The sequence below is a fragment of the Runella sp. MFBS21 genome (assembly GCF_029433105.1).
Classification (GTDB): Bacteria; Bacteroidota; Bacteroidia; order Cytophagales; family Spirosomataceae; genus Runella.
The window spans coordinates 12,622-26,860 of record NZ_JARNTW010000033.1 but is presented as its reverse complement, the minus strand read 5'-3'; the positions used below and the strand labels follow the sequence as shown (position 1 = coordinate 26,860).

Below are 14,239 nucleotides of genomic sequence, written 5' to 3'. Positions count from 1 at the left end.
TAGTTAGTATCATTGTGGCAAAAGAATTCCTCTTTTAAAGTTTGCCTTATCCTTGATTTTATAAAACCTAACCATTTTTTTAACCTCAAACCCTGATTAACCTTATGTTACTTCTCTATGTATTACTAGGTATATTGGCGCTAGTAATTTTGGTTGCTTATTTTCATTTAGATACTTTTATTTCATTTGTCATTGTGAGTATCGGGCTAGGGCTCAGTTGTGGCATGAATGTGACAGCCATAAGCCAATCTCTCGAAAAAGGAATCGGAAGCACTTTAGGCTCCCTAGTGATCATCATTGGGTTTGGCTCTATGCTTGGAAAATTAGTAGCGGATAGTGGAGCTGCCCAGCGAATTACTACTACTTTGATGAATATTTTTGGTATCAAATATCTCCCTTGGGGATTGGCATTAGCGGGGTTCATCATAGGACTGCCTTTGTTTTATAATGCAGGTTTTGTGATTGTGATTCCCTTGATTTTTACCATAGCTGCCTCCACAGGCTTGCCAATGTTGTACGTAGCTATTCCGATGTTGTCGGCACTTTCAGTAGCTCATGGGTATCTTCCTCCCCACCCCTCTCCCACTGCTATTGCTACTCAATTCAACGCCAATGTAGGCCAAACCCTTTTTTATGGCATCATAGTGGCGATTCCAGCTATTATTTTAGCAGGACCTATTTTTGGGAGAACACTCAAAAAATACAATCCCAAACCAGATATTACGCTTTTTCAGACCAAACAATTTACCGAAGCCGAAATGCCCTCTTTGGGAGTAAGTCTAAGTGTGGCGTTATTGCCTTTGATATTACTAACACTCATGCCTTGGATCAAAGGGCATTTTGAAGAAGGCGCTACATTGCATACACTTTTTGCCTTTTTGGGCGACCCCTCCATATCGATGCTTATTTCAGTGTTAGTAGCTATTTATTTTTTAGGAATTAAGAGAGGACGTAGCACCAAAAGTGTAATGAAATCACTCGAAGAAGCATTCAAAAGTGTTTCGGTCATTCTACTTATTGTGGCAGGCGCAGGAGGATTCAAACAAATTCTCACTGATGGAGGAGTTAGCAAATACATAGGTGAATTATTGGCAGGGGTTGACATTTCTCCTTTGGTATTGGGCTGGGCAATTGCGGGCGTCATCAGAGTATGTGTTGGTTCAGCTACAGTTGCAGGGCTGACTGCTGTGGGTATCATCGCACCATTGGTTCAAAGCCAAGGCGTAAAACCAGAGTTGATGGTATTGGCCATTGGCTCAGGAAGTTTGATTTGCTCGCATCTCAACGACGGCGGCTTTTGGCTCTTCAAAGAATATTTTAATCTCTCCATCAAAGACACCCTCAAAACTTGGACAGTAATGGAAACTATCGTCTCCATTGTGGGGCTCGTTGGGGTTTTGATTCTTGATCAATTTGTATAATCTCAAACACATTAGGAAAGGGTAATAAGTAGCATTGCCTTTTCCTAATGTGTTTCCCTCCTCTCTGACTATTACTTCCTTAGAAAACTCTTCACCCAATTAATCAGGATTTTCTTTACACGAAAAGCTTTTTTTTATACTTTTGCTTAAAATTTAAAATTAGTCCAAATAAGATTTATCCCACTTATTTTCTAGTATATTATGAAAAAAATCTTTTTGACGGCCCTTTTGTTTTATACATTAGTCGGAAATGCTCAGCAAACCAATACACTATTAAGTGCCGAGTTTTGGAAAAGTAAGCCTGATTTAGCAGCTGTAAAGGCTGAAATTGTAAAAGGAAATAGCCCTTCTCAGTTTAATCCAGCCTCTTTTGACCCTGTGACCCTCGCTATCAACAACCGGGCGTCCAACGATGTTATCAAATACTTAATTGAGCAAGAAGGCAATAATGTCAACAAAAAAACCCACGATAGTCGTATTTATCTTCACTGGGCCGCTTCGAGTGGTAATTCGGAAATTGTAGAATATCTAATTTCAAAAGGAGCAAATATCAACGACCAAGATAGCCGTGGCAATACGCCCGCTACCTTTGCCGCAGGTGGCAACAAAAACCCCCAAGTGTATGAGGCACTTTTTAAAGCAGGTCTCAACCCCAAACAACGCTATGACAATGGAGCTACCTTGCTAATGCTAGCCGTAGGAGCAGATAGTGACTTGACTTTGACCGATTTTTTTGTGTCCAAAGGTTTATCTTTAAAAGACAAAGATGATTTTGGCCGTACGGTTGCTGATTATGCCGCCCGCTCTGCCAATCAGCAACTCATCGATAAATTGATAAGCAAAGGTATCAAACCTACTAGCAATGCCCTATTTTTTGCGGCTCAAGGTTCAAGACAAGGTTCTGCGGGAATTGAGACTTACAAATACCTAGTCGAGACCCTCAAACTTGACCCTAAGTTCATTAATAATGAAGGCGCCACAATTCTGCATTCTTTGGTACGTCGCCCCAACAAAGAAATTATTGATTATTTCTTAGGCAAAGGTGTAGATGTCAATAAAGCTGATAATGAAGGCAATACGGCTTTGATTTTAGCTTCGGGAGGCCGAGATATTCAGATTGTTCAAGCCATATTACCTCAAGTTAAAAATATAAATGCGGTAAATGAAAAAGGAGAATCAGCTCTTACCCAAGCCGTTGCGAATGGCTCAGCCGAAACTGTCTCTCTTCTTCTCAAAAATGGTGCTGATGTTAAAGTAGTTAGCAAAGACGGCAACAATTTGGCTTATTACTGGTTTGAATCATTCAGAGAAAGAGGACCACAAGGCGCAGGTCCGGGAGCTCGTCCAGGTGGTGGCTCTGGTGGATTTAATCCTAATGCTGATTTTGACGCAAAACTAGAACTACTAAAAAGCAATGGTTTAGATGTAGCTGCGCCGCAGAAAAATGGCAACACGCTTTTCCACTTAGCTGTAGCGAAAGAAAGTGCAAAATTGATTCAGAAAGCTTCAGAACTTGGAGTCAATATCAATGCCCAAGACAAAGAAGGAATGACACCTTTGCACAAAGCGGCTCTTATCGCTAAAGACGACAAAGTCCTCAAGGCTTTGATTGAATTAGGAGCTAAAAAAGAGCTAAAAACCGAGCTGGACGAAACCGCTTTCGACTTAGCTAAAGAAAATGGCTTCTTAACAAAGAATAAAGTAGGATTGGATTTCTTAAAATAAACAAACCCATTTCTTAAGTCCTCCTTTTGAAGATTTTAAGTCTTAGAAAGGAGGGCTCTTTACATAATTAACCAATCCACCCAATCAATTTTTTAGTAAGAAAACAAACACAATGAATACTTCTTTTAAACTTCTGTTTTTGACGATTACCACCCTATTCATCTCAACAAATTCTTTCGCCCAGTCGAGCAAATACAAATGCCTAGTACAAATGAATAGCTACGAAGGCGAAGGTGCCTATATAGTTATCTCTTTAATCAACCCTCAAGGTGCTTATGAAAAAACGCTTTATCTACTAGGCCCTGACAAACAATGGTATAAAACCCTCAAAGATTGGCACAAATTCCAAACCAAAAGTAAAGAAAAACTAAGTGCTATTACGGGCGCTTCGGTATCAGGAGGAGACAGAGCCATGAAAACCATTGAAATAGAAGATAGTAAAATAGACAAAGGTTATAAGCTCCGCTTTGAGTCGGCCGTGGAAGACCAAAAATACCACACAACCGACGTTGAAATCCCTCTGACCACTACCGCCCTTACCGAACGTGCCGTAGGAAATGGCTATATCCGCTTTGTCAAACTTAGTAAAGTACAATAATTAGCGATGACATTATCCATCTGGAGGTATGCCCACTTAACGTTAGCTATTGTTTCATCCCTGTTTTTACTGATTCTCTCTATAACGGGGGTCATCTTGGCCGTCGATGCTGTCAACGAAAAAATTCCCGCATACCGAGTAGACAACTTTAATTCCATAAACCTTGCGCAATCCCTACCCGCTTTGCGTAAGGTTTATCCCGAGATTACCGAGCTATCAGTTGATCACAACCAATTTGTAATCCTAGATGCCACCGACGAAGAAGGCAAAAACATAAAGGCCTATATCGACCCTCACAATGGAAAGATTTTAGGACCCGTAAAACCCAAAAGCGCCTTCATTCAGTGGAATCTCGCCTTGCACCGCTCTTTGTTTTTGCACGAAGCGGGGCGGATTATCATTGGTATTACGTCTTTTTTGCTTTTACTGATTAGTATTAGTGGAATTATCCTTATTACCAAACGACAGCAAGGATTACGCCATTTTTTTGCCAAAATCAACCGTGATTTTTTTGCGCAGTATTTTCACGTAGCAGGCGGGCGATTACTCCTCATTCCTATCTTAGCACTGGCCCTTACGGGTACTCATTTGTTTTTGGTTCGTATCGAAATCATCAAACAAACGGAGCAAAAAATCAAACAGGCTCCATCCACAGAGGAGTTACCCCTAAAAAAACTCAGTGAATTTTCTATTTTTCAACAAACAAAATTAGCCGAAGTCTCAAAAATTGAGTTTCCATTTATGGAAGACGACCCCGAGGAGTTTTTTGTGTTGAAACTAAAAGATCGGGAAATTTCGGTCAACCAACTTACGGGTGCTATTGTAGAAGAGACGCGTTATCCCTTCACAGTGATACTCGAAAAATTGAGTCTCGACATCCACACCGGCAGAACCAATGCCCTTTGGGCTATTATTTTGGGATTTGCTTCTTTAAACATCCTTGCCTTTATTTATACAGGCTTTGTGATTACGTTTAAGCGCAGTCGCACCAAAATCAAAAATAAGTTCAACCACCAAAACGCCGAAATCGTCCTTCTGGTGGGTTCAGAAAATGGCAGTACGTTGTTTTTTGCCAATCAGATTCATCAGCAATTGTTAGCAGCAGGCAAGCGTTCTTACCTTACGGAGATGAACAAATTTGGCCACTACCCTAGCCTTCAGCATCTTTTGGTTTTTACATCCACTTATGGACTAGGAACTGCCCCCACCAACGCCACTCATTTTGAGGAACTTCTGCACTCATTTTCACCCTCGCAAGCCGTACAGTTTGCCGTGGTAGGTTTTGGCTCTAAAGCTTATCCAGATTTTTGTGCCTATGCAAAGCACGTTGACCAGCTACTTCAACAATACAGCTGGGCGTCGCGTTATTTGGATATGTTTATGGTCAATGACAAATCCGTCGATGAGTTTGTGAAGTGGGTTCATGCTTGGAGCGAAAAATCCCTCATCGCACTCGCCACCGCCCCTGCACTTTACAGTACCAAAATCGCTGGTTTGAAAAAACTGAAAGTGGTGGAAAAAACCCTAGTGAGTGAAACCAACTCCACTTTCAAAATAGTGTTGAAACCCGAATCTAAAACCGCATTTCAGTCGGGTGATTTACTGGCTATTTATCCCGCCAACGACAACCGCGAGCGTTTTTATTCTATCGCTCAAAACAACAATAGTATTCAGCTCATCGTCAAGTTACATCCTCAAGGCTTGGGATCGGGCTATCTTTACGAGCTTTCTCCCAATCAGACCCTTCAAGCACGGATTGTAAGTAATTCAAGTTTTCATTTTCCCGAAAAAGCTACTGCCGTAGCTATGATTGCCAATGGTACGGGCATCGCTCCTTTTTTGGGGATGATTATGAACAACCACACCCATACACCTATTCACGTGTACGCAGGATTTCGGCAAAAAAACGAACAAACCATTCAATATCAAGAGTTTGCACAAGACCAAATAGCCAAAAAACACCTCAAAACATTTGAAATAGCGTATTCGCGCGAGGCTACTCCCCAATACGTAATGGATCTGATTCGTCGAGATTGTCAGTTTTTTACGGATTTACTGGAAAACAACGGCGTCATCATGATATGTGGCTCACTAGCCATGCACAAAGACGTAGAAATAGTACTAGACCAACTTTGTTTTGAGAGAAACAACAAGAATATCAGCCACTACATTGCCCAAAATCAAATCTTAACGGATTGCTATTAGTATGAACAGCGAATGTGTCAAAAAAATAGTCCGCCAGTCCTTACTCATGCTGACTATTTGGGGATTGGGTGGCTCTTGTGCTTGGGCGCAAGTTTTACTCAAACGCAATGTCGTTTTGATGGGCTCTCGATTTGATATTACCATTGTAGAAAAAGACACCGTTCTGGCTCAGCAGCGCATCAACCAAGTAATAGCCGAAGTAACCCGCATCGAAAACTTGATTTCGGAATGGAAACCCGAAACTCAAATTTCGCAAGTCAATCAAAATGCCGGAATCAAACCCGTCAAAGTAGACCGTGAAGTATTTGAACTTACCCGCCGAGGTATTGAGTTTTCTAAGCTATCAGGCGGTGCTTTTGACATCAGTATCGCGGCCCTTGATCGGCTCTGGAAATTTGACGGAAGCATGACCGAAATGCCTCCCGAAGACGCTATCAAAAACTCCATTAGGCATGTTGGGTACCAGCACATCCTGCTAGACAGCCTTCACTCCACTATCTACCTTCCCATTCAAGGCATGAAAATCGGCTTTGGCTCTATAGGAAAGGGCTATGCAGCCGACAAAGGCCGGGAACTTATGCAGTCGTTGGGCGTACCAGGCGGAATCGTCAATGCCTCCGGCGACCTTTCTACCTGGGGTACACAGCCCAGCCAAAAAGCTTGGCTTATCGGTATCAACAACCCCTTTGAATCGGGCAAAATCGTCCGTACTTTCAAGCTAGGTCTTGGCGCTGCTGCTACATCGGGTAGTTATGAGAAATACGCTGAAATCAACAACGTCCGCTACTCGCATATCATCAACCCCAAGACGGGCTATCCTGCTACGGGTTTGGTAAGTGCTACCATTATAGGCCCTTCTGCCGAATTTGCCAACGGCCTCAGCACCTCTGTTATGGTACTTGGCGAAAAAGAAGGCATCCAATTCTTAAAACAATTTCCTCTCTACCGCTACGTCCTCATCACCGACCAAGGAAAAATCATAAAAAGCAAATAGGCTCCCCAAAAAACAATAATAATAGTAAAATGAGCGATTTTACGCTAAAAGCGCTATGTATGTTTAGTTGTTGCTCATTTTGGGAAAAAATGAGCATAATTTCCTATAAAATTATTGGGTATATTTGGGGTATAGGCGCAATGGTTGCGTCTATATTGTGTTGAACAAAATTGAGGTGGGGCCAGCAGTAGGCCATTTGGAGAGCAAGTAGCCGGTTTTTGGCTAACTTCGCCGCGCTTGAAAGCTCTGCTTCCCACACCGCGAAGTTAGCCAAAAACCATGAGAAAAAGACTTCTCAAATCTAAGATTTGCAAAATATTTTTCTCATTCCGGCTTTAGAGAGCTTAAGGCCTCTTTTCCTACACCTCAACTTCGTCCAACAGGGAATAGCCAAAATTCCCTTACATTTCGACCTAATCGGTCTTTATTTCAGGGAACTTCGGCTATTCCATATTCCATGCAATCAAAAAAAGAAAATAAATAAAAAATATAATCTCGAATGACAGCAGAAGAAATTCAAGAATTGTGCGTAAAAGCCTCGCAAACCTATTATAACTATCTCGATGAAAATGAATTAGGGAGAGTTGTGGTCGAGGTTTATGGCAAAGAAATCGTTAAAGAAGACGAGAATATCCATAAATTAAGGTTAGCCAAAAAATTATTTGATTTAGATGCTGTTGTTTTTATTGACAAAACTTCTAATAAACAATATGATACAAACCAAATCAAAGTAATTGAGTATGATATAGACGGCAATTATTTGATTATCAAAGTGCCAAAAGAAAGCGAGTTTAATATCATCGCTTTGCATCATCGAGATATATTAATTGTATCCGACCTCAAATTTTTAGTTCAAAGGGTAATAGATTGGTATAAAAAAAACGGAACTCTTGTAGGGCTACCAATTACAACTGAAAGCAACAATATTCCATCGAGTTTTTTTGCTGAGCAACCAAACGAAGAACAGAAACAAGCAATTCAAAATATACTTATTTCTCCTTTTTCTTATGTATGGGGCGCACCAGGCACAGGCAAAACTCAACTCGTACTTTCATACGTAATTGCCCAATACATTGAGCAAGGGGACAAGGTTGCAATATTAGCACCAACAAATAATGCAATTGAGCAAGTACTGAGGGGGGTAATTAGAATGACAGATAAAAAAGGTGTGGATAGAAAACAAATTATAAGGCTTGGCAATCCTTCCAAAGCATTTGCAGAGCAGTACCCCGAAGTGTGTGAAGCAAAAGGCATTTTGAAAAAGATAAGTGAGATTGAAAAGCAAATCGAAATAATCCAAAAAGTGTTGGAAAGCGAGGCAATTAGCAAGAATTATCAAAAAGTAAAGGTTGCAATAAATGCCTTTTCAACAGTTGAAGCGGAAATTGAAAAAAAGAACCAAATTAAAGTTAATATTGATAGCACTAAGCAAAAGTTATCAATCGCACAGAATGACTTAAAAATAGAAAAAGATAAATTTCAACGGGAACTTGATATTTTAAACTTGAATTATGAAAAAATAAAGCAAGATATTGAAAAGTTAAATTTTGAACAGAAAAGTTTAGAAAAAAGCATTGCATCGTTTTTTCATTCGATTAAAAAAGTGTTTTCAAGTGCAAATTTGACAAGAGAGGAAAATCGTCTATCAGAAATATTGACAACCTTACCGTCAAAACAAAAAGAACTTGAAAAATCAAATCAAACCCTTAGATCAAAAGAATTTGAAATAGCAAAGCAGATAGGTATTTTGGAACAAGAAACACAAAAAATCGAGGTTCATTATAACAACTTGTTACTTGAACACAAAAACGAAAGCACCTTTAACCAGTGTTTCAATACTATAAAAGACAGCATAACATTTAACACAGAAATTTTCAATTTTCTTTCAGATATTAATCTTGGGAATAGAAGTCTTAAAAAGAAAAAGGTTGATGAATTTGCAGAACAATTGCACACAGAACTTACAATTAAAAACTCTATCGCCCAAGAATATACAAAATTCTCTTTTGCTCAACTTCATAAAATCCTGAGTGATTTTGAGCAACAAAAAGAATTTTTAAAGTCGCAAACGACAGAAGAGCGTTTGAAAGGTGTAAATATAGTAGCCTGTACACTTGACTGTTATATTGGCAGGTTTGCGGATGAGGAGTTACCCGTTGCTCATTTTTTTCTTGATGAAGCAGGTTATGCGTGTGCAATTAAAGCGTTGACAATGTTTAGGTCAAAAAAACCAGTAACGTTTTTAGGTGACCACTTACAACTACCCCCAGTTTGCGAACTAAATGATGACAAATTGACAACAAAAGAAGAATATAAGGATGTTTTTATTTGGTCTCAATCAGCAATATTCATTGGAGATATTTTCAAAAAATCAAAAGGCGAAATTTTCTTAGATTACTTAAACAATAATGAACCTACATTTTCAAAGGTTAGTAAAAGTGATTTAAAGAAGACACATCGTTTTGGAGATAATTTAGCCAAAGTGTTAAATCAGTTTGTATATAGAAATGGTTTTTCCTCGGCACAACTCAATGGAACAACAAAAATAAAATTTATTCACGTGACAAATAGCATCCCCCCAACGAATAAGAGAGAAAATCATGGAGAAGCACAAGCAATACATGACTTTATTATGTCTGGAAAATTAAATACAAAAGATTTTATAGTTCTAACACCTTATTCAAATCAAGTAAAATTAATAGGGAAATTATTGCCAGACCTAAGAAAAGAACACAAAATATCAACTGTACATGGTTCACAAGGTCGTGAATGGAAGACAGTGATTTTGAGTATTTCAGATACAAGTGATATGTGGTTCACTAATAGTCAAAACAAAACATCAAAAGGAATAAATTTAATCAACACAGCCGTTAGTAGAGCAAAAGAAGAACTGATAATTGTATGTAATCACAATTTTTGGATTAACGCAAACGGTCAATTAGTTCAAGGATTGCTAAAAGTCGGTGAAAGACTAAATTAGAAAAAGCATGGAACAACGCATCTACGCCAACCGCCGCCAAAGCCCAACGCACAAAGCCAACGCAGGCGGCGGTATGCGTAGATGCTCACGTTAGTGGCAATATAACACGACTCCAATAATGAACTGGAAGGAATACATAGGTAACGAACTTAAACAACTTGACAAGACAACTGAATTCGGCTTTGCGTTACCTGCAACTGAAAAATCGCTTAATAACTTAAAAGTAAAATTCAATCTTGCTGAGTTACCAAACGAACTCGTTGAATTATACAGACAGACAAATGGGATAAATGAGAATCTGAATGGAGAAAAAATTGGAGAACTTATTTGGACAGTTGAGAGAGTGATTGAAACGAATACGGAATATCGCAATTATCCAGACTTTAAGGAACTGTATATGTCATTTGACCAACTACTTTTCTTTTCAGACGCGGGAAATGGAGATTTGTTCGGATTCGTTACGCTCAATGGTAAGTGTGACCGGTTCGACATTTTCATATGGAATCATGATGATGACAGTAGAAGCTGGGTTGCTCCAAACCTGACAAAGTTCATTGAGTGGTGGACAAATGGAACGATTAAAGTATGAGAAGAAAATATACTGCCACTAACACGGGTTCTGCTTCAGGCCGGGTGATGTACAACACTTGGATATGTATGCTACTATTAAACTTTAGTAATAAATGGAAACTTTATACTCCGAAATCCGCCCGAACGTAAAGTAATAAGCTCAGTTCCCTTAGTTTTCGGAATGCGTTTATTCCATATCCAAAAGCTTTCAGACTACTATAAACGTCACACCTACAACCCATTAGTAGAAACTATATTCAATCACCAACAAACAAATAAAAACCCACTAAAAAAATATTCACAAAAATGAATTGTAAAAACTGCAACACTGAAGTAACTTTAAACTATTGTCCAAATTGTGGACAGCCTAAAAATCTAAAAAGAATTGACGGGCACTATATAATCCATGAAGTTGAACACGTTCTACATTTTGAACGTGGGATTTTATTTACTATTAGAGAACTCATAACAAACCCTGGTCACAATATACGAAGCTATCTTTCTGAAAATAGAAGTAGACTGGTAAAGCCAATTATTTTTATAATTATAACTTCCTTAATATATTCAATTTTGACCAACTTTTTTCACATAGAAGACAATTATGTGAAATTTGAAGGCGACAAACTAAGCACCCCCGTTAAAATTTTCAAGTGGATACAAGAACATTATGGATATGCAAATATCATAATGGGTGTATTCATTACGGCTTGGCTAAAAATCTTTTTCAGGAAATTCCACTACAATTTTTTTGAAATATTAATCTTGTTATGTTTTGTAATGGGGATGGCGATGCTGATTTTTGCGCTATTTTCTCTCCTTCAAGGTATATCCAATATAAACTTAATGAATATTGGCGGAATTGTAGGAGTTGTATATTGCACTTGGGCAATTGGTCAATTTTTTGGAAAAGGCAAAATCATCAATTATGTGAAGGCATTCTTTGCATACATTTTGGGATTGTTAACTTTTTGCTTATTAGCAATACTTTTGGGGGTATTAATAGATATGATGATAAAGCATTGAAATCAGATTTAAAAAGCTTGTATACCTAGATTAATAATTCCCCCAAATCTTCAACTGAAGCTAGGTTTATTCAACTACAAAATGAAAGTAAAATGCGCTACTTTTCCCACTTCGGGAAAAAATTTACATCATATCTTATAAAACAATTAGGTGCATTTTATAGAAAGTAGGTACATTTGGGGTGTAGGCGAAAGGGTTTAGTCTGTATTTTGTTGAACAAAATTGAGGTGGGGCCAGCAGTAGGCCGAGAGCAAGTAGCCGGTTTTTAGCTAATCCACGCGGTGTGGGAATCAGAGCTTTCAAGCGCGGCGAGGTTAGCCAAAAACCATGAGAAAAAGACTTCTCAAATCTAAAATTTGCAAAATATTTTTCTCATTTCGGCTTCAAAGAGCTTAAGGCCTCTCTTCTTACACCTCAACTTCGTACAACCGCCCGAACGCCAAGCGCCAAAACGTTGGTGGTAATTTTAGTAGCACAGTTCCGGCAGAAAAAACACTTAACAAATGAAAAAAAATATATCATTTCGATTCTTCACTATCCTGATGATGTTCGTCTGCAACTCTGCATTTGGACAGATTAAAACAGAAAGTTTTGAGTTTATTCATAATGGTAAAAAACTTAGTGGGCTTCTGGATTTACCAATTGGGCAAACGCCTACTTCAATAATTTTAATTATTCAAGGTTATGGAAAAAGTAATATTGTAGAAGGTAATGGGTATTACAATTTACGGTCAAACTTTGTAAAACTTGGACTTGCCTGTGTTATTTGGGATAAACCCGGTTGTGGAAAAAGTGAAGGCGACTTTGACATAAATCAAACCGTGCAAAGTAGTGCCGATGAGGTTCTTGCTGCAATTAAAGAAATAGAAGGTAAAAATATTGCAGGAGCTAACAATATTGGACTTTGGGGAATTAGCCGTGCAGGATGGATTTGCCCGTTGGTTATTGAACAATACCCAAAAATTTCTTATTGGATTTCTGCGAGTGGAACAGACGACAAGGAGAGTTTTGGCTACTTGCTTGAAACTAATCTTAGAATTGAAGGCAGAAGTGAAACCGATATACAACTATTGATCTCAGAATGGAAGCGAGGTAATGATATATTTAGAAAAGGTGGAACATTTACTGAGCATGAAAAAGCGACACAAAATCTAAGGAGAGACCCATTTTGGATTTTTTTAAACAGTTCTTCAGAAACTAAAGAGTCCTATCTATCCAAGCAAAAACAATTTATCAGTGAAGGTCATATGTTTGACAAAAGAACAGGGCTAATGATATATGTGCCCAATTTTCGAAAAACGCTTATGAAAATCCAATGCCCTGTATTAGCCATTTTTGGAGAAAAGGACGCTAATGTCAATTGGAGGCAAACTATTGCTCTATATAAAGAAACAATAGGAAAAAAGACAAAAGCTAAGCTAACAATAAAGACTTTTCCTAATTGTAACCATAACCTTAAAAGTTGTAAAACAGGCGGAATGAAAGAAACTATTGAAAACAGTAATAAATCTCAACCGCCATGCGATGGTTATTTTGAAGCAATGTCAGAGTGGTTGAACAAAGTGGTGCTTTCAAAATAAAAACTAACCCCAACATCGTAGTGGCAATAGTGAGGCGGACATGGGAGCGCTTTCTATGATTTTATCGGGCATTTGTCTCCCGAAAGCTTTCAGGGTTGGGCTGAAGTTTTCAAATGTCTCAGCAGCGCCAATACACAAACCGTTGGCGGTAATGGTGAGACGATACTCAATCCGACCGCCTACCATTCCAAAATCTGACAGGCCTAAGAAAATTTGCTTTAAATTTGAAACGAAAATTAGACAATGCCAAAGAAAACAAATTCTATACTTGTAAATCCTATGACAGCCGAATTCGGCACAGGCATATTCATTGAAAAAATGGCGAGCAAGGATATTCATTTATACGAACAGTTTGAGGAGTTCAACAGCATAAAACAATCGCACAGAGACGAATACCACTTGTTTTTCTTGCAAGAAAAAGGAACTACTACTATTGAAATTGACTTTAAAAAACATACCGTAAAACCCTCATCGGTACTTTTCGTTCACCAAAATCAAGTGCATAGAATTTTGGAGTTCAAGAACGCAACTGTATGTATTTGGGCAATTAGTAACGAAAACTTGAATCCTGAATATCTAAAATTATTGGGAGACATCACACCAGCAAAACCTTTGGCATTAAAGCAAGATACATTCTCTATTATTTCCAAAGCTGTATCACTTTGCATCAATCTATCTGACCGAAAAAACGAAAAGCTATATTACTCTTTGCTAAAAGGTAGTTGCAATACCTTAACCGGACTTGTTATTTCACAGTATTTAGTCCAATCAAAACCATTTGACAAGCTTTCACGGTATGAAATCGTAACCAAAGCCTTTAAAGCGTTGTTGGAACGAAATTTTGCTACTGCCAAACGACCGACAGAATATGCCCAGCAATTAAATATTTCTTCACCTTATTTGAACGAATGCGTGAAAAACACCACAGGGCATTCTGTTTCGCATCATATACAGCAACGTATCATTTTAGAAGCCAAACGCTTGCTTTACCATTCTGATATATCGGTAAAAGAAATTGCCACAGAATTAGGCTATGACGACTACCCTTATTTTTCAAGGTTGTTTACCAAAGTTTCCGGAATGACCGCTTTGGCGTTCCGAAACAAAAACCACGATTAGTCCAATACTTACCTTATTCTTGCA

The 14,239-nt window shown here is 38.5% G+C and carries 10 protein-coding genes; all 10 read left to right on the top strand.

Going from position 1 to position 14,239, the window contains the following annotated elements:
• Positions 1-104: 104 nt before the first annotated feature.
• Complete coding sequence (locus tag P1X15_RS31040; protein WP_277341997.1) at positions 105-1,421, top strand: gluconate:H+ symporter; 1,317 nt, start codon at positions 105-107, stop codon at positions 1,419-1,421.
• A 201-nt stretch (positions 1,422-1,622) separates the two neighbouring features.
• Complete coding sequence (locus P1X15_RS31035; RefSeq protein WP_277341996.1) at positions 1,623-3,146, top strand: ankyrin repeat domain-containing protein; 1,524 nt, start codon at positions 1,623-1,625, stop codon at positions 3,144-3,146.
• Positions 3,147-3,258: 112 nt separating this feature from the next.
• Complete coding sequence (locus P1X15_RS31030) at positions 3,259-3,744, top strand: DUF2271 domain-containing protein (protein ID WP_277341995.1); 486 nt, start codon at positions 3,259-3,261, stop codon at positions 3,742-3,744.
• A 6-nt stretch (positions 3,745-3,750) separates the two neighbouring features.
• Complete coding sequence (locus P1X15_RS31025) at positions 3,751-5,949, top strand: PepSY domain-containing protein (protein ID WP_277341994.1); 2,199 nt, start codon at positions 3,751-3,753, stop codon at positions 5,947-5,949.
• A 46-nt stretch (positions 5,950-5,995) separates the two neighbouring features.
• Entirely contained in the window at positions 5,996-6,943 is a 948-nt protein-coding gene (locus P1X15_RS31020) for an FAD:protein FMN transferase (RefSeq protein ID WP_277341993.1), read from the top strand.
• 499 nt (positions 6,944-7,442) lie between these two features.
• Positions 7,443-9,923: an AAA domain-containing protein gene (locus P1X15_RS31015; protein WP_277341992.1), complete on the top strand. Its 2,481-nt coding sequence runs from the start codon at positions 7,443-7,445 to the stop codon at positions 9,921-9,923.
• Positions 9,924-10,041: 118 nt separating this feature from the next.
• Positions 10,042-10,512 carry an SMI1/KNR4 family protein gene (locus P1X15_RS31010; RefSeq protein ID WP_277341991.1) on the top strand — a complete coding sequence of 157 codons (471 nt, stop codon included), beginning with the start codon at positions 10,042-10,044 and terminating at the stop codon, positions 10,510-10,512.
• Between the two features lie 287 nt (positions 10,513-10,799).
• The gene (locus tag P1X15_RS31005; RefSeq protein WP_277341989.1) at positions 10,800-11,516 is read left to right on the top strand and encodes a DUF3667 domain-containing protein; all 717 of its coding nucleotides are present in this window, start codon (positions 10,800-10,802) and stop codon (positions 11,514-11,516) included.
• A gap of 503 nt (positions 11,517-12,019) precedes the next feature.
• Entirely contained in the window at positions 12,020-13,096 is a 1,077-nt protein-coding gene (locus P1X15_RS31000; protein WP_277341988.1) for a S9 family peptidase, read from the top strand.
• 279 nt (positions 13,097-13,375) lie between these two features.
• Positions 13,376-14,215 (top strand): helix-turn-helix domain-containing protein, encoded by an 840-nt coding sequence (locus P1X15_RS30995; protein ID WP_277341987.1) that lies wholly within the window; start codon positions 13,376-13,378, stop codon positions 14,213-14,215.
• Positions 14,216-14,239 lie beyond the last annotated feature (24 nt).

What these genes read in the sequence shown, in the direction of transcription:
- P1X15_RS31040 (WP_277341997.1), top strand. Translation starts at nt 105, where the DNA reads ATGTTACTTCTCTATGTATTACTAGGTATATTGGCGCTAGTAATTTTG.
- P1X15_RS31035 (WP_277341996.1), top strand. Translation starts at nt 1,623, where the DNA reads ATGAAAAAAATCTTTTTGACGGCCCTTTTGTTTTATACATTAGTCGGA.
- P1X15_RS31030 (WP_277341995.1), top strand. Translation starts at nt 3,259, where the DNA reads ATGAATACTTCTTTTAAACTTCTGTTTTTGACGATTACCACCCTATTC.
- P1X15_RS31025 (WP_277341994.1), top strand. Translation starts at nt 3,751, where the DNA reads ATGACATTATCCATCTGGAGGTATGCCCACTTAACGTTAGCTATTGTT.
- P1X15_RS31020 (WP_277341993.1), top strand. Translation starts at nt 5,996, where the DNA reads ATGCTGACTATTTGGGGATTGGGTGGCTCTTGTGCTTGGGCGCAAGTT.
- P1X15_RS31015 (WP_277341992.1), top strand. Translation starts at nt 7,443, where the DNA reads ATGACAGCAGAAGAAATTCAAGAATTGTGCGTAAAAGCCTCGCAAACC.
- P1X15_RS31010 (WP_277341991.1), top strand. Translation starts at nt 10,042, where the DNA reads ATGAACTGGAAGGAATACATAGGTAACGAACTTAAACAACTTGACAAG.
- P1X15_RS31005 (WP_277341989.1), top strand. Translation starts at nt 10,800, where the DNA reads ATGAATTGTAAAAACTGCAACACTGAAGTAACTTTAAACTATTGTCCA.
- P1X15_RS31000 (WP_277341988.1), top strand. Translation starts at nt 12,020, where the DNA reads ATGAAAAAAAATATATCATTTCGATTCTTCACTATCCTGATGATGTTC.
- P1X15_RS30995 (WP_277341987.1), top strand. Translation starts at nt 13,376, where the DNA reads ATGACAGCCGAATTCGGCACAGGCATATTCATTGAAAAAATGGCGAGC.